17 protein-coding genes are annotated in these 20,603 nt (G+C 34.3%); 16 read left to right on the forward strand and 1 reads right to left on the reverse strand.

What is annotated here, in order from left to right:
* Window positions 1–47 precede the first annotated feature (47 nt).
* The 4 genes from purE to EDD66_RS13600 all read left to right on the forward strand — a co-directional run bounded on the left by purE (window position 48) and on the right by EDD66_RS13600 (window position 3,695).
* Window positions 48–554, forward strand: coding sequence for a 5-(carboxyamino)imidazole ribonucleotide mutase (gene purE, locus EDD66_RS13585; protein ID WP_123610161.1), 507 nt, complete (start codon window positions 48–50; stop codon window positions 552–554).
* 274 nt (window positions 555–828) lie between these two features.
* A complete protein-coding gene (locus tag EDD66_RS13590; RefSeq protein ID WP_123610132.1) occupies window positions 829–1,194 on the forward strand; it encodes a PadR family transcriptional regulator in 366 nt (121 codons plus the stop codon).
* Window positions 1,175–2,203 (forward strand): DUF1700 domain-containing protein, encoded by a 1,029-nt coding sequence (locus EDD66_RS13595; RefSeq protein ID WP_123610133.1) that lies wholly within the window; start codon window positions 1,175–1,177, stop codon window positions 2,201–2,203. The genes EDD66_RS13590 and EDD66_RS13595 overlap by 20 nt, the downstream gene beginning before the upstream one ends.
* Window positions 2,204–2,441: 238 nt before the next feature.
* Entirely contained in the window at window positions 2,442–3,695 is a 1,254-nt protein-coding gene (locus EDD66_RS13600) for a diaminopimelate decarboxylase family protein (protein ID WP_123610134.1), read from the forward strand.
* 65 nt (window positions 3,696–3,760) lie between these two features.
* Here the strand turns inward: EDD66_RS13600 and EDD66_RS13605 are convergent, their stop codons facing one another.
* Window positions 3,761–4,456 carry a TrmB family transcriptional regulator gene (locus EDD66_RS13605; RefSeq protein ID WP_123610135.1) on the reverse strand — a complete coding sequence of 232 codons (696 nt, stop codon included), beginning with the start codon at window positions 4,454–4,456 and terminating at the stop codon, window positions 3,761–3,763.
* Window positions 4,457–5,009: 553 nt separating this feature from the next.
* Here EDD66_RS13605 and EDD66_RS13610 point away from each other — a divergent pair.
* The 12 genes from EDD66_RS13610 (at window position 5,010) to EDD66_RS13665 (ending at window position 20,079) form a co-directional block, all read left to right on the forward strand.
* Window positions 5,010–5,465: an Lrp/AsnC family transcriptional regulator gene (locus EDD66_RS13610; RefSeq protein WP_123610136.1), complete on the forward strand. Its 456-nt coding sequence runs from the start codon at window positions 5,010–5,012 to the stop codon at window positions 5,463–5,465.
* Between the two features lie 138 nt (window positions 5,466–5,603).
* Window positions 5,604–6,605: a sensor domain-containing diguanylate cyclase gene (locus EDD66_RS13615; RefSeq protein ID WP_123610137.1), complete on the forward strand. Its 1,002-nt coding sequence runs from the start codon at window positions 5,604–5,606 to the stop codon at window positions 6,603–6,605.
* Window positions 6,606–6,802: 197 nt separating this feature from the next.
* On the forward strand, window positions 6,803–7,828 hold the full coding sequence (gene purM, locus EDD66_RS13620; RefSeq protein ID WP_123610138.1) for a phosphoribosylformylglycinamidine cyclo-ligase: 1,026 nt from the start codon (window positions 6,803–6,805) through the stop codon (window positions 7,826–7,828).
* Window positions 7,822–8,448, forward strand: coding sequence for a phosphoribosylglycinamide formyltransferase (purN, locus tag EDD66_RS13625; RefSeq protein WP_123610139.1), 627 nt, complete (start codon window positions 7,822–7,824; stop codon window positions 8,446–8,448). Before purM ends, purN begins: the two co-directional genes overlap by 7 nt.
* A 19-nt stretch (window positions 8,449–8,467) precedes the next feature.
* Window positions 8,468–9,739, forward strand: coding sequence for a phosphoribosylamine--glycine ligase (gene purD / locus EDD66_RS13630; protein ID WP_123610140.1), 1,272 nt, complete (start codon window positions 8,468–8,470; stop codon window positions 9,737–9,739).
* A gap of 277 nt (window positions 9,740–10,016) precedes the next feature.
* Window positions 10,017–12,851, forward strand: coding sequence for a cadherin-like beta sandwich domain-containing protein (locus tag EDD66_RS13635; protein WP_123610141.1), 2,835 nt, complete (start codon window positions 10,017–10,019; stop codon window positions 12,849–12,851).
* 96 nt (window positions 12,852–12,947) lie between these two features.
* The gene (locus tag EDD66_RS13640) at window positions 12,948–14,162 is read left to right on the forward strand and encodes a cadherin-like beta sandwich domain-containing protein (protein WP_170164358.1); all 1,215 of its coding nucleotides are present in this window, start codon (window positions 12,948–12,950) and stop codon (window positions 14,160–14,162) included.
* Between the two features lie 228 nt (window positions 14,163–14,390).
* A complete protein-coding gene (locus EDD66_RS13645; protein WP_123610143.1) occupies window positions 14,391–14,774 on the forward strand; it encodes a GntR family transcriptional regulator in 384 nt (127 codons plus the stop codon).
* Between the two features lie 37 nt (window positions 14,775–14,811).
* Complete coding sequence (locus tag EDD66_RS13650; RefSeq protein ID WP_123610144.1) at window positions 14,812–17,271, forward strand: ATP-dependent Clp protease ATP-binding subunit; 2,460 nt, start codon at window positions 14,812–14,814, stop codon at window positions 17,269–17,271.
* Window positions 17,272–17,418: 147 nt separating this feature from the next.
* Window positions 17,419–17,832, forward strand: a complete 414-nt coding sequence (locus tag EDD66_RS13655) for an endosialidase (protein WP_123610145.1) — start codon at window positions 17,419–17,421, stop codon at window positions 17,830–17,832.
* Window positions 17,833–17,925: 93 nt separating this feature from the next.
* Window positions 17,926–19,284, forward strand: a complete 1,359-nt coding sequence (gene radA / locus EDD66_RS13660) for a DNA repair protein RadA (protein WP_123610146.1) — start codon at window positions 17,926–17,928, stop codon at window positions 19,282–19,284.
* Between the two features lie 12 nt (window positions 19,285–19,296).
* A complete protein-coding gene (locus tag EDD66_RS13665) occupies window positions 19,297–20,079 on the forward strand; it encodes a methyl-accepting chemotaxis protein (protein ID WP_243115365.1) in 783 nt (260 codons plus the stop codon).
* Window positions 20,080–20,603 lie beyond the last annotated feature (524 nt).

A 20,603-nucleotide genomic window follows, 5' to 3' on the forward strand; every position in this document is an offset into this window, starting at 1 on the left:
AGAATTTGAATAAACAAAGAAGTTGATAAATGAAAGGCAGGATAAGAATGGGTAAAGTTGGAATAATTATGGGAAGTGATTCAGATCTTCCGGTAATGAGCAATGCAGCTAAGATATTGGATGAGCTGGGGGTGAACTATGAATTAACAATTGTATCTGCCCACAGAACTCCGGACAGACTATATGAATATGCAAAAACTGCAGAAGAACGTGGCATTGATATAATTATAGCAGGAGCTGGCGGAGCTGCTCATCTTCCGGGAATGACAGCAGCCATGACAGTTCTACCAGTAATCGGGGTACCGGTTCAAACCAAGGCTCTTGGGGGGATTGATTCTCTTTATTCAATCTGTCAGATGCCGCCGGGAATTCCGGTTGCAACGGTTGCGATTAATGGGGCTTTAAATGCCGGACTTCTGGCGGCAAAAATTCTAGGGGTGACAGACTTAAGCTTACGTGAAAGAATTAAGAAATATGAGGATAACCTTAATGAAACCGTTCTTGAGAAAGCAAAGAGACTTGAAGAGATTGGTTATGAAGAATATTTAAAATAAAGTCTCGAATGTTTATCTTTATTATTTTTGTTAATGTGATTCAAGTGGATATGATTGTATATACATTTGAGTCTGAGATCAAGATAGAAAGATTTATTTTTAATTTAATAGTTCAGGGAGAAGAATATAAGCAGATGATATATTCTTCTCCCTGAACTATTTTTTACTCCATTGTATAAGGGAAATAGCAAATTAATATTATTTTAAAATTAATATTAATTTATATTGACAATACTGTGTGACACACATTATAATATGATAAAGAGGTGATAATGTGAGTGAACGAGATGAACTGTTAGGTGGTTTGATTTTAGAATTAAGGCGTGGAACAATTGTGCTCAGTGTTTTAAGTCAGATGGAAAATCCAATGTACGGATATGCATTAGTACAAAACTTAAGTGATAAGAAGATAACAGTAGAGGCAAATACATTATATCCATTGTTAAGGCGTTTGGAGAAGCAAGGATTATTAAAAAGTGAATGGGAAACCAGTGGTACCAAGCCCAGAAAATATTATGTAAGAACTCAGTTAGGTGCAGAAGTGTATCAGGAACTTAAGAAACATTGGGAGAACATTGTAGATAGTATGAACAAATTATTGAATGGGGAGGTAGAAATGAATGAAACAATCGAAAAGTAATAATGAAGTTGATAAGAATGATATCATAGCAAGGTATGTATATGCGGTTACAAAGGATTTGCCGGCAAATTCAAGAAATGATATTGAGGAAGAATTAAAGACTCTGATTTATGATATGTTAGAAGAACATGTCGGAGACAAAGAGCCTGCAAAGAAAGATATTGAGTTAGTCTTAAAAGAGTTAGGTCATCCAAGGGAATTATCTGAGAAATATATGGACCATAAAAAATATTTAATAGGACCCCAATATTTTCATTTGTATATCATGGTGCTGAAAATTGTTATATTTGCAGTGGTCCTAGGTATGACAATTGCGTCTATTGTTGAGGGTTTTACCGCAAATCAAGGGAATCCATGGAATTATTTCGCCCATTGGATAGGAGGTCTTATATCAGGAATATCATCGGCCTGTGTATGGGTTACCTTTATTTTTGCTTTTATAGAATATAGAGGGATTAAATTAGATGAGATTACAGATGATTGGATTATTAATGAACTGCCGGAAGTTCCCAGCAAGAAAGCAAGTATTCCCAAAGGGGTACCCATCAGTGGAATTATATTTACAATATTCGTTGCCATTTTATTTACCTTTGCGCCACAGCTCATGGGAGTGATTCGGATTGGAGAAATAACTACTACAATTCCGGTTTTTAACTTAGTAGTTTTAGAGAAAGTGCTCCCTTTATTTCTTATTTGCTTTGGGCTGGGCATTTTGAGAGAAATTATTAAATTAATCGAAGGAAGATATACTACAAGGGTAGCAGTCGCGACAATATCACTAGATATTATTTCTTTGATTCTTACGATTATTATCTTTTCAAGGCATGAAATTTGGAATCCTAATTTTGTAGCTCAGATAACCTCCCTTTATGGTTTTGGAGCCGACATTTCTATACAATCAATCTGGAATAACTTTACAAATTTTTTTGTAGGAGTTTTTGCACTTGCCTTCTTTATTGATAGTATTGATACATTGTATCGAAGCTATCGTTATGGTGTATCTAAGTAGAAATACTATGATCCTTAAATTTGTAAAAGCCTGATTTCACAGAGAGATGGATGAATTTTTCATCCATCTCTCTATTTTTTATATTAGCTCATAAAATTTCTATCGTTAAAAAAATATTTGATACTTATTGATAGTATATCTTAATAGGAACACTATTTTGTGAAAATCTATTGACATGCCTTTGAAATTATGATATATTGTCGAAACAATAGGACGTATTAAATAAGGAGTGACTAATATGGAAAAGAAAACATTCGTAACTTTAGAACAAGTTAGGGATATGGTTAAAAAATATCCAACACCTTTTCACCTATATGATGAAAAAGGAATTCGTGAGAATGTCCGTAAATTAAAACAGGCATTTTCCTGGAATAAAGGATATAAAGAGTATTTTGCAATTAAAGCCACACCAAATCCATATATAATGCAAATTTTAAAAGAAGAAGGAGTAGGAGCAGATTGCTCTTCTTATACAGAGTTATTGTTATCAGAGGCAGTTGGATTAGTAGGAGATGATATTATGTTTTCCTCCAATGTGACCCCAAGAGAAGATTTTGAATTGGCGGTAAAATTAGGATCGATCATTAACTTTGATGACATTACTCACATTGATTTCTTTGAAAAAATTGCAGATTTTCCAGAAACTATAAGTTGCAGATATAATCCTGGTGGTGATTTTATACTTGAAAATCAGATTATGGATTCACCACAAGAAGCAAAATATGGTTTTACCCGTGAACAATTAAGAGAAGGGTTTTTAAAATTAAAAGAAAAAGGGGTAAAACATTTTGGGATTCACGCATTTTTGGCCAGTAATACAGTAACAGAAGAGTATTATCCTGCATTGGCAAAGATTCTTTTTGAAACAGCAGTAGAGTTAAAAGAAGAGACGGGTGTTCATATTGCATTTATAAATTTATCTGGAGGAGTCGGAATCCCATATAGACCAGAGGAAGAACCAAATGATATTTTGGCAATCGGAGAAGGTGTAAGACAGGCATTTGAAGAAGTATTAGTACCAGCTGGTATGAGTGATGTTGCAATATATACCGAGCTTGGAAGATTTGTATTAGCTCCATATGGCTGTTTAGTAACTCAGGCAATTCATGAAAAACATACCTATAAAGAATATATTGGATTGGATGCATGTGCAGCTAATTTAATGAGACCCGCTATGTATGGCTCTTATCATCATATTACAGTTTTAGGAAAAGAAGATAAGCCTCTTGATTATAAGTATGATGTAACAGGTGGATTATGTGAAAATAATGATAAATTTGCAATTAATCGTATGCTGCCTAAGATTGATATGGGAGATTACCTTGTGATTCATGATACAGGAGCTCATGGTTTCTCTATGGGTTACAATTACAATGGGAAATTAAGATCTGCTGAGGTTTTATTAAAGGAAAATGGAGAAACTCAGTTAATAAGACGTGCAGAAACACCAGAAGATTATTTTATTACATTAGATTTAGAAAATTTTAAATAAGGTTGATATTAAAATTAAGGATATAGAAAAAGGTCTGCTTATTTTAAGCAGATCTTTTTTCTATACTAGTTTGTTTTAGTAAGTTCTATCAGTGTAATTTCATTTTGAAGCATTTCTTTGAATATGTTGACAAGATTACGATTTTTAGAATAAAGGCAGGTAGAATCCTGCATTTCTTCTATTTCTCCTGTTAATACTTTAATAGAGTCAACAATTAACCGGATCTGATTTGTGATATTCTTTGTATAATATATAATTGCACCATCTAAGTTGTAAGGTTGGTCTGTTAATATCACCACTTTGATATTTCGATTAATTAAGGTTATTAGATCCTCTTCAATAAGTTTTAATATATCCATGGGAACGGAAGTATAAATACGGTACTCTGCTTCTAATAACATATTTTTCAGTTTGTTTAAAATATGCTGGTCTCCTTTAATTGTTATATAGCCATCCGTTTCTTTTTTTCTGGCAGGAAGTTTTAGTATTATTTCTTTTTGTATCATCTCTAATTTTCGAATGAAATTACTACTGAATTCTTCAAATTTCACAGGAGTATATTTAGTAACAGTTCCTTCCATAGCATAGGCAGCCCCTTTATCTACCAGACCAGCCAGGGCAGTGTAGGTATTTGATCTGGAGATTCCCGTTAATTTAGCAACTTCATATCCAGTTAATTCACCATCTGTTTGTAAGGTTATATAAATGGTTGCTTCCTGTCTTGTAAGTCCAAAGGCGGTTAATTGTTCAATTAATTCCATAAAAGGCCTCTTTTCTATAAATTTAATATTAAAAACTAATATCACCATTTGGGAACACTATGCTATAATTTAAGAAGTTTGTCAAGTACAAATTGCCCTTAGTGTGCAAGCACCCACGTGCAATTTGAGCATTAAGTTCTCGCTACAGTTCAGCCATAAGCTCGATTTCGCTATGCTACATCTCGCTTGGGCAGAGCGCCATATAGAAAGTATTATACAAACTGCCCTTAGTGTGCAAGCACCCACGTGCAGTTTGGGTATTAAGTTCTCGCTACAGTTCAGCCATAAGCTCGATTTCGCTATGCTACATCTCGCTTGGGCAGAGCGCCATATAGAAAGTATTGTACAAATTGCTCTTAGTGTGCAAGCACCCACGTACAATTTGTACAATACTTTCTGCATGGCTGAACTGTAACAAAGTGATTGACATTTGTAGCTTAAAAGTGTATACTACGTAAAATATATGTGAGCAGAGAAGCTACAAACTTTTAGACGTTTGTAGCTCTTTTGCTATATAGGCTATCGTACATAATAATTAAAGGGGGATATTGTCATGGATAATATTGATAAGCAGATTGTTACTATTTTACAGGAGAATGCAAGAACTCCACTAAAGGTGATTGCGGGAAAAGTTTTTTTATCATCACCTGCTGTTTCAGCACGTATTGAACGCTTAGAGAAAGAGGGAATCATTACCGGATATCATGCTGCTGTTAATCCGTTAAAGCTTGGTTATCATATTACTGCATTTATTAACCTTGAGATGGAGCCTGTGCAGAAATCAGAATTTTATCCATTTGTAGATGAATGCCCCCATGTGATTGAATGTAATTGTGTTACCGGGCATTACTCTATGCTTCTAAAAGTTGCTTTCCCGAATACAATTGAACTAGATACTTTTATCGGACAGTTGCAAAAATTTGGCAGAACGAGCACTCAGATTGTATTTTCAACTTCTGTAGAACATAGAGGAATTAATGTTAATATAGAAGAAGACAAAAATCGATAAAAAGTGACATTTGATAACTTTATTATTACAATCTAATTGAAAAAAATCCCTTTTTGGTATATAATTAACATAACAAGATGTTTAGAATAACAGAGGCATATGTTATTTCTTCTCTTTCATAGTTAGAGTGGAGGAAAAATGAAACTAAATTGGTTAAAAAGGTCTCATAATTTATTTCATACCAATGACAGGAAAAGCATTTATACTAAGGAGCTGCAAAGGGATGCTCTACTATTAGATATAATTATGAATGGTTCGGATGATACAATATACTTTAAAGATAAGAATTTAAAGTTTATATTAAATAGTAAAGCCCATGCGATCCAGTTTGGTTTTGAGAATCCGAAAGAATTGGTGGGGAAAAGTGATTTTGATTTTTTTCCTGAAGAATTTGCAATAGAATCTTTTAAAGATGAACAAAGAATCATGAAAACAGGTAAACCTTTAATAGGAAAACTTGAAAAGTGGATCAGAAAAGATGGGGAGATCGTATGGTTTCATGCATCTAAATATCCTTTATATGATGAAAGCGGTGAAATCATGGGAATCTGGGGGACTTCAAGAGACATTACTTCATTGAAGTTTGCTCAGGATGAGCTTGCACGCTTAAATAAGGAACTGGAGAAAGCAAACTTAAAACTGCAGAAGAAATCCTATGTAGATGGGCTATCGGAATTATTTAATCAAAGATGTTTTTACGAAGTGCTGGAAGAAACCATTAACATCTATTCTAATAAACATGATACTGATAATACTTTTTGCATTATGTTAATTGATATAGATTATTTTAAATTAATTAATGATTCTTTTGGTCATCTTATTGGTGATAAAGCAATTAAATTTATAGCTGACATTATTCATGAAAACACCAGAAGCAGCGATTCATGCTTCCGCTGGGGTGGAGATGAATTCGCGATAATATTATTAGATACGGATTTAGAAGAAGGCAAAAACATGGCGGATAGGCTATGTCAAAAGATTGAAGCAAGTAATTTTAAAGTGAATGATGTTGACTTTAAGATTACGGTGAGTATTGGAGTATCCTGTCACTCAGATGAGAAGGACTTAAGTAATTTGTTGCGAAAAGCAGATGAAAGATTGTATATATCAAAACATCAGGGGAGAAATCAAGTAAATTAAAAAGGCACCATTAGGTGCTTTTTTAATATAATAAACACAACTAATATATAAGGGAGATAATATTAATTAAGCTTATAAATTATATTAGAAATAAATAGAAGCAATTTTAAGACAAAAACTTTGAGATATGATAAAATTATGATGTTTCTAATAAATGGACATATATGATAAATGAACATTCAACAGGAGGAAATACAATGGATTATAAGAATGCAGGAGTAGATATTGAAGCTGGTTATAAGGCTGTTGAACTTATGAAAACACATATTAAAGGTACTTTAAGGCCAGAAGTTTTGACAGGAATCGGTGGTTTTTCCGGTGCTTTTTCCCTTACCCGTTTCAAAGATATGGAGAACCCAACTTTAGTTTCTGGTACAGATGGTGTAGGAACAAAGCTTAAACTTGCATTCATTTTAGACAAGCATGATACCATTGGTATTGACTGCGTGGCTATGTGTGTAAATGATATCGCATGTGCAGGAGGCGAACCATTATTCTTCCTTGATTATATTGCCTGCGGTAAAAATGAACCTGAAAAGATAGCAACAATCGTTAATGGTGTTGCAAATGGATGTAAACAATCAGGTGCGGCTCTTATTGGAGGAGAAACTGCGGAAATGCCTGGTTTCTATCCGGAAGATGAGTATGATCTGGCGGGCTTTGCAGTGGGTATAGTTGATCAAAAGAACCTTATAACAGGGGAAAATGTAAAAAATGGTGATGTATTAATTGGAATGGCGTCCTCTGGAATTCATAGTAATGGTTATTCTTTAGTTCGTAAAGTATTTAATATGAAAAAAGAAGTTCTTGAAACTTATTATGAATCACTTGGCTCAACACTGGGAGAAGTATTATTAACTCCTACTAAGATATATGTAAATGCATTAAAATCTTTAAAAGATGGAGGAATAACAATAAAGGCATGCAGCCATATCACTGGTGGAGGTTTCTATGAAAATATTCCAAGAATGCTTCCAGAAGGTATTCATGCATTTATACGTAAGGATAGTTATGAAATACCTGCTATTTTTAAAATGTTATCTAAAGATGGTGATATTAAAGAAGAAATGATGTATAACACTTATAATATGGGAATTGGCATGATGATTGCAGTGAAACCGGAAGATGTGGATAAAGCGATGGATCTGATACGCATTACTGGGGAAATCCCTTATATTGTAGGTGAATTAAAGACTGGTGATAAAGGTGTAACAATATGTTAAAGATGGCAGTATTAGTGTCTGGTGGTGGGACGAATCTTCAGGCGATTATTGATAGAATAGAAGATGGAGGCATAACCAACGCGAAGATTGAGGTAGTAATCAGTAGTAAAAGAAATGTATATGCTCTGGAAAGGGCAGCTCTTCATAATATTAAAGCAGAATGCATTATACCAAAGGAATTCAAAAATCGAGAAGAGTTCTCTAAAGAATTATTAAAAGTACTTGATTTTTATCAGGTTGATTTAATTGTTTTAGCCGGTTATTTAGTTATCATTCCAGAAATAGTTGTAAAAAAGTATCATAGTAAAATTGTAAATGTTCATCCATCGTTAATTCCTTCTTTTTGCGGCGAGGGGTATTATGGATTAAAGGTTCACGAAGCTGTACTTTTCAGAGGAAACAAAGTGACTGGTGCAACAGTACATTTTGTAGATGAAGGAACAGATACAGGTCCAATCATACTTCAAAAAGCAGTAGAGGTTTTAGAAAATGATACTCCTGAAATTCTTCAGGAGAGAGTAATGAAACAGGCTGAGTGGAGTATACTTCCGGAAGCAATCAATCTAATTGCAAATAATAAAATAGCAGTTATTGACAACATTGTAAGAGAAAAGAGATAGAAACGATAAGGAGGAACCCATGAAAGTATTAATCGTTGGAAGTGGCGGCAGGGAACATGCTATTGCATGGAAAGTTGCCAGAAGCGAAAAGGTAGAAGAAATCTTCTGTGCTCCTGGAAACGGTGGTATTGAAGAATATGCAGAGTGTATAGATATTCCTGTCACAGATTTTATAAGTCTTGCAGATTTTGCTGACAATAATAAAATTGACCTGACTATAATTGGTCCGGATGATCCTCTTGTTGCAGGTATTGTGGATGTATTTGAAGAAAGAGGCCTCAGAGTATTTGGACCAAGAAAGAATGCTGCAATTATAGAAGGTTCTAAATCATTTTCAAAAGATTTAATGAAAAAATATAATATACCAACTGCGGCTTACGAAACATTTGATAAGGCAGAAGACGCTTATGCATATTTGGAACAATGTAGTTATCCAATTGTTTTAAAAGCAGATGGTCTGGCTCTTGGAAAAGGTGTTTTAATATGTTATAAGAAGGAAGAAGCAATGGCAGGAGTAAAAGCAATTATGCTTGAGAAACAGTTTGGCTCTGCCGGTGATAAATTGGTAATTGAAGAATTTATGACTGGAAGAGAAGTTTCTGTTCTTGCCTTTTGTGATGGTAAAACAATCAAGACAATGACTTCAGCACAAGATCATAAACGTGCAGAAGATGGGGATAAAGGACTTAATACTGGGGGTATGGGTACATTTTCACCAAGTCCTTTTTATACGGATAAGATAAAAGGCTTTTGTGAAAGATATATTTATCAGGCAACACTTGATGCAATGAAAGCAGAAGGAAGAGAATTTATAGGAATCTTATTCTTTGGTTTAATGCTGACAGAGAAAGGACCAAGGGTTTTGGAATATAATGCCAGGTTTGGAGATCCTGAGACTCAAGTTGTACTACCTCGTATGAAGAATGACATAGTGGAAGTATTTGAGGCTTGTATTGATGGAACTTTAGATAGGATCAATCTGGAATTTGAAGATAATGCAGCAGTATGTGTGGTATTGGCTTCCCAAGGGTATCCTGGGCATTATGAAAAAGGCTTTCTGATAGAAGGACTTGATCAATTTAAAGACAGGGATGATTTTTATATATTCCATGCTGGTACGAAAAGAAGCAGCGAAGGAGTTGTAACAAATGGAGGCCGGGTGCTTGGGGTTACAGCGAAAGGTACTACTTTAAAAGATGCCAGGGATAATGCTTATAAAGCTGCAGAATTAGTCCGGTTCCAAAATAAATATAAAAGAAATGATATAGGTAAGGCAATCGAAGAAATATAGGATTGGTATTTAGGCAATTAGGTAGAAATATTTACCTAATTGTCTTTTTTGTCCCTAGATAAGTGAAGCTAAAATTCAGATGTGATTTAAACCACATCTGAATTAAGTTTCACTTTATGCCATAGAAATGCCATAAAATTTGGTTATTGTATTTGATATACTATGATTGCTTATTATTAGACTTTATGATACCATAAAACCAGAGAAACTGTCTAAATATAAGTATTATATGCTCATTCTGACATATATCATCGACATCATTGAAAGGAGACAATGAATGAAGAAAAGGAATCATATATTATTTACGATGTTAATGTGTTTCGTTATGGCATTCCCATCTATTACCCCATTACAAAGAAATAATATAGTACAAGCTTCTGCAATAACGGCGTCAACAGGAGTTTCTATTCCAGGAATAGTTACTGCATCGAGTTTGAAAGTAAGATCGAAAGCAGATAAGACAGGTGCTCAATTAAAGATTAGTGGCAAATATGTAAGCCTTATTAAAAATACAAAAGTAACAATTTTAAAAGAAGTGATTGTTGACGGGGAAAAGTGGTATTATATTTCAGCCAAATGGAATGGCACTACAATAAAAGGGTATGTTTCCAGTGATTACATAAAGTTATCTTTATCATCAAAAGTACCAGCGTTAGTTAATAGTAATTCAAAGATTCAAATCAGGACAGGTGCCGGAGACAATAAGCCTTATCTTAAAGTAGGAAATACAATCGTAGCATTAAAAACCACAACTTTATATATTACAGGTGAAGTAACTGCGGGAGGAGCAAAATGGTATAAAGTATCGTTTAAATTTGAAGGTAAAACAAGAAGCGGCTATATCAAAGCAATTGATACAAAATTTAAAGGTACTACCAGTGTGAAGACACAAGAAGATACTTCTACAGCATCCTATGTAACAAGTGCTTCTAATTATTCTGTTCCGGGTATTGTAAACGCAACAAGCTTAAATGTAAGAACAAAGGCGAGTAGGACAGGTCCTCAATTAAAGTCTGGAAGTAAAAATGTTGCTATTAAGAATAAAACAAAAATTACTATTATAAAAGAAGTTATTGTAAGTAATGAGAAATGGTATTATATTTCCTTTAAATTTGATAAAAAAACAGTTAAGGGGTATGTCTTAAGTGATTATATAAAAATAGCAACTACTAAAATTCCAGCTGCAGTTAACAGCAAAAAGAATATAAGTATCAGAACCGGAGCAAGTGATAAGAAATCCTACTTAAAAGTAAGTGGTAAAACAGTCTCCTTAAAACCGGGCACTGAATTAGCTGTTATCAGTGAATATATGACAAGTGGTGTGAAATGGTTTAAAGTAACATTTAAATATTCTGGTAAAACAACAACCGGCTATATTAAAGCTATGGATGTTATTTTCAAGAAGAAGGAAGAAGTGAAGGAACCGGTCGATAATACTCCAAAACCAGAGGATAATGAAACTACACCAGAAAAACCAGTGGATAATAATGATACCGTTAAAATAGGAAAAGTTACAGCAAGTTCTTTAAGAGTCCGATCCGGATCAGGAACAAGTTATGCACAAGTTTATGATGCAGCAAATCAACCTATTTCATTGAGTTCTGGGCATGAAGTTACAATAAAGTCAGAGATAGCAATTGGTTCTACATTGTGGTATGAAGTTTCATTTAAATATGGAAATGCAACGTATGATGGTTATGTATCAGGAGATTATATAAGAATTGTTGAAACTCCAAATGTTCCAGAAAATCCCGGCACTACAATCCCGGAGATACCAAATGATGGTGATAATACAGGGAATCCCCCTATTTTAAGTGATGCAGAATTTGAAGCAGCAATGATAAATCAAGGTTTTCCTGAGAGCTATAAACCTTATTTACGGGCTTTACATGCAGAACATCCTTATTGGCAATTTGAAGCTTATCAGACAGGACTGGATTGGGAGACGGTAATTGCTAATCAGAATAAGATTGGTAAGAACTTAATAACCAATTCAAAAAATATAGCATGGAAATCTCTTGCAACAGGTGCATATAATTGGAAAACGGATCAGTTTATCCCTTATGATGGGTCTACCTGGGTAACAGCATCTAAGGAAGCAATTGAATATTATATGGATCCAAGAAACTTCCTGACATCAAGTGAAATCTTCCAATTTGAACTGCTAAGTTATCAAAAAGCGTATCAGACAAAAGAGGGCGTTGAGAATATTTTATTAAATACGGCATTGTATGGAACATCCTATACATATATCAATGATGCAGCAGAAGAGATAGCAACAACCTATGGTGATACATTTATAAAAGCAGCAGAAGTTTCAATGGTAAGCCCGTATCATCTGGCGACAAGAGTAAAACAGGAAGTTGTAACAGGAAGAACTACATTAAGTTCATCTGTCACCGGGAAAGTCTCAGGCTACGAAGGCTACTACAACTTCTTTAATATAGGAGCTACCCATAGTACAGTGCCAGGAGGTGCTGTTGCCAATGGTTTAAATTATGCAAAGAATGGGTCTGGTAACGCGGCCACCAATGCATTATATATGATTCCATGGGATAGTCCATTCAAATCAATTGTAGGGGGGTCTAATTTTATAGGTGCTTCTTACATCAACAGGGGACAAAATACAGTATATCTCCAAAAATTTAATGTTACTCCGGTCTCTACCCATTCTCACCAATATATGGCAAATGTAGAAGCGGCAAGGGCTGAATCTGCAAAAACTTATGCTGGATATAGTGCAATGACCGATATTCCAATTGTATTTAAGATTCCTGTATATATTAATATGCCAGAGAATGTCTGCCCACAACCTGCGACAGCATTGAATCCTAACAACTGGTTGAAATCCTTATCCGTGGATGGTTATAAATTAACTCCAACGTTTAAGATTGAAGATTTAGAAGGTACCCTTTATAGTTTGATCGTACCTGGTAAAATCGAAGGTGTTAATGTTTCAGCAGCAGCAGTTAGTACAAAGGCGAGTGTAAGTGGGACTGGTTATGTACCACTTTCTATAGGTAACAATCCAGTAACGATTACAGTTACTGCTGAAAACCAAGCCGTTAGACAATATACGATCAATATTGTAAGAGATATGAGTGTGCAATAGGAATAAGTGCATACTTGAATTAGATAGAGGCTGTTTCAGAAAGAGTTCAATTTTTGAAACAGCCTCTTAATTAAAGAAAGAGAAAGGAGTATGGATATGAAGAAAAGATGTATATATTTAGGATTGATCTTAATCCTGGTTATAAATTTGATTTTTAATATGAATGGGATTACAGCCCATGCTGCAAGTGCAACTATTAAATTTTCTACAAATAGCACGGTGGTAACAAAAGGGAATAATATTACCGTATCATTAACTTTAGAAGCAGAGGAAGCAATTGGTGAGTTTGAAGGATATATCTCCTATGATGCAGATATTCTTGAATTTATAGAGTCAGGCAGCTTTATTAGTGGAGGAGATGGAGTCCTTCGCGTTGCTGAAACAAGTGATACAGATGGTGATACCAAGAAAAAATATAGTATGAAATTTAAAGCAAAAGAAGTTGGAGTTGGTGAAATAAAATTAAGTGAAACACCGTTTGTATACAATTATGAAGAAGGAAAAGAGATGTCTGTATCCAGTAACCAAATTTCCATCAATGTGAAAACAACAAAAAGAGTGAGTACAGAAACAAATCTTTCGGATTTGAAAATTAGTCCTGGCACATTAACACCTAAATTTGATCCATATGTCTATGAGTATTCCACAGAAGTAGATAGTGATGTTTCAAGTTTAATTATCAGTGGGACTGCAAAAGACTCTAATGCAAGTGTTAAAGTACAGGGAAATAATGATCTTGCAGAAGGCAAAAATACGGTGACTTTAACTGTGAAAGCAGAATCTGGAGATACAAAAGACTATATAATCTATGTAGATAAAAAAGCTGCTGCCACAGAAGATGAACCAAATGCAGATGATTCAAAAGATAATTTTAAAATAACTTCAGAAGATGGCAAAACATTCATTGAAAACAAATATCGTTATGAAATCATTGATGTTCCTGAGGATGAACAAGTACCAGCCGGATACTCCAAAACAAAATTAATACTTTATGGAGTAAATGTTACTGCATATACAAAGGCAGATGATTTAGAAAATGATTTCCTTTTAATATATGCAATGAATGAAGACGGAGAATCAGGTTACTACCAGTATGATCGTGTGGAACAGACAATGCAGCGATACACCGGACCGCTGATCACAGACGTAAATAATACAGAGGATGGTGTAACTTTTGATGAATATAACGCAAAATTAACTCAGCTTTCAATTATTATTGCAGTATTAAGTGCAGTTTGTATTTTATTGATTCTTGGAATTATAAAATTATATTTAAAATCAAAAGGATTTAAAGAAAATGATTTAGAATAATATTCAGGTGCCAAAATTCTTTGGCACCTGCTTTTATTTGGAAGGATAAACTTTCTATACTCTTGACAATAGAATGGACATTTTAAGAACATACTATTAATATTATTTAAAGTAATAAGGTTGGAGGAAAATGAAAGATATGTTAGAATTGACATATTGACATTGAGTTTATATTTGTTATACTAATCATATAACAGATATAACGGTATTTGTTGGGAGGTGATAAGCTTGATCATTCGAATAGATTTTAATAGTGATGAAGCTATCTATATACAACTTAGAAATCAGATTATCATTGGAATAGCTAATTCTCAAATCAGAGAAGGTGATAATTTGCCATCAGTAAGAGATCTGGCAGAAGATATAGGCATTAATATGCATACAGTAAATAAAGCCTATACTATATTAAAACAGGAAGGTTATGTTAAACTTGACCGAAGAAAAGGTGCTGTGATTTCAATAGATGCTGATAAATATAAGGCTATTATGGAAATGACGAATGAGATGAAAGTCATTCTTGCAAAAGCAATTTGCAGGAATATTTCCTGTAAGGAAGCTCATGAGATCGTGGACAAGATTTTTATGGAATATGAATCGGATAATGGTTTATAGAATGATATTATTGAATTAAAAGTCAGGAGGGCTAATCATGAATGAGAAGTTCACAGAGAGTGCCAAAGAAGCTTTAAACTCAGCTGCGGAAGTAGCTTATAAATTAAAACATAGTTATATTGGAACAGAACATCTTCTATTAGGTCTGTTATGCGGCAACGGGGTCGCAAAACGTGTATTAGAGGAAAATGGAGTGGAAAAAGATAATATAATCGAACTGGTAAATCAACTGATCGCTCCAAAATCAAAGGTAAAATTGATTGAAATAGATAGTTTTACACCAAGAGCTAAGAAAGTAATAGAGCAGAGCCATAAAGAAGCATTACGTATGAAATCAAGTTCCGTTGGAACAGAACATATATTAATCGCTTTAATGAAAGAATCCGATTGTATTGCTGTACGCCTATTAAACACAATCGGAGTTAACCTTCAAAAATTGTATGTAGATTTAATTGCCGGTATTGGTGGAGATCCTAGTGCTGCTAAGAATGAATATTTAGCAGTAAAAGGGAAACAAAAAGCGAAATCAACAACTCCAACCCTGGATCAATTCAGTAGAGATCTTACAAATTATGCCAGAGAAGGCAAACTGGATCCTGTAATCGGACGTGAAAATGAAATTCAGAGAGTAATTCAGATAATCAGCAGACGAACAAAAAATAATCCTTGTCTCATTGGTGAACCAGGCGTGGGTAAAACTGCAATTGCGGAAGGACTTGCTCAAATGATCGTTGATGGAAATGCTCCAGAAGCCATGAAAGATAAAAGAGTCATTACTCTTGATTTATCCGGCATGGTTGCGGGATCAAAATATCGAGGAGAGTTTGAAGAAAGAATAAAGAAAGTAATTCATGAAGTAATGAATGATGGCAATGTTCTACTTTTTATTGATGAGATTCATACTATCATTGGAGCTGGTGGTGCAGAGGGAGCAATTGATGCTTCAAATATTTTAAAGCCAGCTTTATCAAGAGGAGAACTTCAATTAATTGGAGCAACTACAAGAGAAGAATATCGTAAATATATTGAAAAAGATGCTGCGCTTGAGAGGAGATTCCAGCCTGTTGTAGTAGAGGAACCAACTACAGACGAGACTCTATTGATTCTTAAAGGGCTTAGAGAACGTTATGAGAAGCATCACAATGTAGAGATAACAGATGATGCCCTGGATGCGGCAGTAAAACTTACAAGCAGATATATTAATGATAGATATTTGCCGGATAAAGCAATCGATGTTATTGATGAAGCTGCTTCTAAAGTCAGATTAAGTACATTTTCTTCTATGCCAAATATAAAAAAATTAGAGCTGGAATATAAAGATCTGGATAAAGAAAAAGAAGAAGCAATAATCAATCAATTATTTGATAAAGTTAGAGAAATTAAAGAAGAACAAGAAAAAATTCAGAAAAAGATTCATAGATTAAAATTAAATAAAGAGAAAAAAGACAGTATCCATGAATATATTGTAGGAGAAGCAGAAATTGCTGATATTATTTCCAGCTGGACTAAGATTCCAGTAAAGAGATTGGAGGAAGAAGAGAGCCAGAGGCTGCAAAAACTTGAAGAGATTCTTCACGAAAGGGTAGTTGGGCAGGAAGAAGCAGTGGTTGCTGTGGCAAAGGCGATTCGAAGAGGCAGAGTAGGTTTAAAAGATCCAAATCGTCCGATTGGCTCATTCCTGTTCCTTGGGCCAACGGGTGTGGGGAAAACTGAGTTGTCCAAAGCATTGGCTGAAGCAATGTTTGGAAATGAGAGTTCCATGATACGGGTAGATATGTCTGAATACATGGAAAAGCACAGTGTGTCAAAATTAATTGGCTCTCCTCCAGGCTATGTAGGTTATGATGAAGGTGGTCAGTTAAGTGAGAAAGTGAGACAAAATCCTTATTCCGTGATACTATTTGACGAAATTGAGAAAGCACATCCGGATGTATTCAATATCCTTTTACAGGTACTTGATGACGGGCATATAACAGATTCTCAGGGAAGAAAAGTAAGCTTTAAAAATACAATCATCATTATGACGTCTAATGCAGGTGCTGAAAGTATCATATCACCTAAAACTTTAGGTTTTGTAACTGCTCAGGACGAAAATGAGAGCTATAAGAGAATGAAGAATGGTGTTATGGAAGAAGTAAAACGTATCTTCAAGCCGGAATTCATTAATCGTATTGATGAAATTATAGTCTTCCATTCTTTAACAGAAGAGAATATTAAACAAATCGTAAGTATTATGATTGCTACAATTGCCAAGAGAATCAAGAGCCAGATGAACATTACATTAAAAGTATCTGATGAGGCAATTGCTCATATTGCTAAAGCGGGATATGATCAAAAATATGGTGCAAGGCCTCTTAGAAGATCACTTCAAACGAAAATTGAAGATAAACTTGCAGAAGAGATATTGGCTTCTAACATAAGGCAGGGGGATAATGTAACAGTTAAGCTAAAAGACCAAGAGTTAACATTTTCGATAAGAAAATCCAAAAAAATATAAAATAATTGTTAATATGCATAATGCACTAGAAATTAACATGAAAGTAGTATATAATATAGTATGAGTAAACTATTAAAAATTACTGAATTATAAGGGCTTACCCATGGAATTATATCGTAGTTATATTAAAATTAGGAGGAGTCTAAGATGACTGTTATACAAGAATTAATACGTAAGGAAGACAACGGGACATTAAGCTTTGGAAATTATAGCTTAGAGAAAAAATCAAAGGTTTCTGATTTCGAACACAACGGTGATTTATATAAAGTAAAAACTTTCAAGGAAATTACTAAATTAGAGAAAAATGGAATGTTTGTATATGAATCAGTCCCAGGAACGTCTGTCTTCAACCTTGATATTACAGATAAAGAAGTAAGTTTTGTAGTAGAAGGTCCTGAAGATACACAAGTCACCTTAGAACTTGAAGCGGAGAAAGAGTATAAAATATTCATTAATGACACAAATATCGGCAAGATGAAAACGAATCTTGGAGGTAAACTTGTTCTTAGTGTTGAACTTAGTACAGAAAGAAAATCAAAAATTAAAGTTATAAAGGCATAACCGCTTAACAAGAAGATAAATTCTTTAAGGGACTGTTGTAAAATGTGTTTTGCGACAGTCCCTTTTTGATACATATATGAATTAGGGGGAAATATGGCAAAAAGCAAAACGGTATATTTTTGCAAGGAGTGCGGATTCGAATCGGGAAAATGGCTTGGACAGTGTCCAGGTTGTAAACAGTGGGATTCTTTTGTAGAAGAACCTGTGATCAAAAAATCAAAATCTTTTTCCGGTGGCAATGTACGATTACAGGCAAGTGAACCAACGAAGTTATCAAATGTAACTACATCAGAAGATCAAAGGATTCAAACGGGAATTGAAGAATTCGACAGAGTACTTGGAGGCGGAATTGTTATTGGTTCTTTAGTTTTAGTTGGAGGAGATCCGGGCATCGGAAAGTCAACGCTATTATTACAAATGTGCAAGAATCTGGTAGAGAAACAGCATAGTATTCTTTACATTTCAGGTGAGGAATCTCTAAAGCAGATAAAGATGAGAGCAGAAAGATTAGGTGCATTTACAGGAGAATTATTACTTCTTAGTGAAACCAATCTGGATATTATAGAAGAAACAATCAAAAAACTATCACCTGAAGTAGTTATTATTGACTCAATACAGACTATGTATAAAGAAGAAATTGGTTCTGCTCCAGGTAGTGTAAGTCAGGTCCGTGAAACAACAGGAACGTTAATGCACCTGGCAAAAGGTCTTGGGGTAAGTATATTTATTGTGGGACATGTTACCAAAGAAGGTGTTGTAGCTGGACCGAGGGTTTTAGAACATATGGTGGATACTGTGCTTTATTTTGAGGGAGAAAATCAAGCCTCTTATCGAATTTTAAGAGGTGTAAAAAATCGTTTTGGATCTACTAATGAAATTGGTGTATTTGAAATGAGAAGTTCCGGGCTGGTAGAGGTGTTAAATCCTTCAGAATATATGTTACAAGGAAAACCAGAAGGAGAATCTGGTTCTATTGTAGCTTGTTCTATAGAGGGGACAAGGCCAATCCTGGTAGAAGTGCAAGCATTGGTTTGTCAGACAAACTTCAATATGCCAAGGCGTACAGCAGCAGGAACTGACTATAACAGAGTAAATCTCTTAATGGCTGTAATTGAAAAAAGGCTGGGTATTCAGATGTCCAGTTGTGATGCGTATATAAATGTTGCAGGTGGTATGAAGATAAATGAGCCGGCACTTGACCTTGGTATAGTAATCTCTCTTATTTCCAGTTATAAAAACAGAGCGGTTGACAGTAAGACAATTGTATTTGGGGAAGTTGGTCTTACTGGAGAAGTTAGAGCAGTCAATCAAGCAGAACAACGTGTCATTGAGGCTGCTAAGATGGGATTTGAAGTATGTATCCTGCCACAGGCGAATAAAGAGGTAATTAAGGATAGTAAGATAAAGCTTGTGGGAGTTAGAAATATACGAGAAGCAATTAATATAATCTAAGGGGGAAATAAAATGGATGAGTATGTTGTAGACCATGATGATGAAAGAGAAAAGATTCAAACAGAAGACAATTTGATTAAGATAAGCAGAGAAATGATTGCAGTTGCCAAAGAACAGGGTGAGTTTGCACGAAATGCGAAGGGTGTAATTGAACAATTAGACGAATCTCAACTTAAAGTAGAGAAAAATGCATTTGATGCAATTAACAGTTCAGATACTGCCCTTAATCTTGTAAAAGAAGGTAAGAAAAATATAGAAATATTAACGGCAAAAATTGAGATACTTAATAAAGTGGCTAGCTCTGTGACTGATAATATAAGGCAAATGGAGCAGTTAACAGCAATGATTAGTGGATTTGCTAATATAATTGCAGGTATTTCTAATAAAACTAATATGCTTTCTTTAAATGCATCTATAGAAGCAGCCAGAGCCGGAGAACAAGGAAAAGGTTTTGCAGTTGTAGCAGGAGAGGTACGTAACCTGGCAGAGCAGTCAGCCAAATCTTCTAAAGAAATCGCAGAGACGGTGGCATCTGTGCATGCATTTAGTACCAATATGGGAAAAGATATAGAGCAATTATTTAATATTATGAAAGAGCAGGACTCTGTAACGAAAGAAATGGAAGATGTGTTTAACCAGATACTTGAAGCGTCCTTAAAATCTAATGATGTATCGAGAAATATGGAACATGAAATTGCTTTTCAAAGAGATGTTACGGATAATGTTAAGAATGCGGTGATATCTATTGCTGAAATCGCAGCAAAGGCAGAAGGATATTCGGGGAAATTAGTATAGGAGAAGAATATTCTCTATATATAATGATTAGATACTAAAACATCTATGCAAATTATTATAGATGTTTTTTCTTTGGGAAAATTGTGTCGAAAAAAATATATATTAAGGTTGACAGTTAGAGTTATTTTTGTTACAATAACCAAGTCGCATTCGAAGAAATGATTAAATTGAATAAACAATTTGAAAAAGTTCGAAAATAGCATTGACAGCAACTATAATTTATGTTAATATAAATAAGTTGCTTGACAACAGAGCGGATTTTGTTAAATGATTAGATAAAAATAAATTATTTGAAAAATTCAAAAAAGTTGTTGACAAGAAATGATAAACATGATAGGATATAAAAGTTGCTGACAACGAGTCACAACAAAAGAACATTGATAACTAAACAGTGAAACAACCCTGAAAATTCTAAAAAGACAAAGCCTTCGGGCTGAGTTAAAAATGAATTTCAGTAATTGAATTTATTCAATACGAACCGTGTTCAATGAAAATTGGACACAACCTAAAAACAGTAAACTTTA

The organism is Mobilisporobacter senegalensis, from assembly GCF_003752155.1.
In the GTDB taxonomy this organism is placed as follows: domain Bacteria; phylum Bacillota; class Clostridia; order Lachnospirales; family Lachnospiraceae; genus Mobilisporobacter; species Mobilisporobacter senegalensis.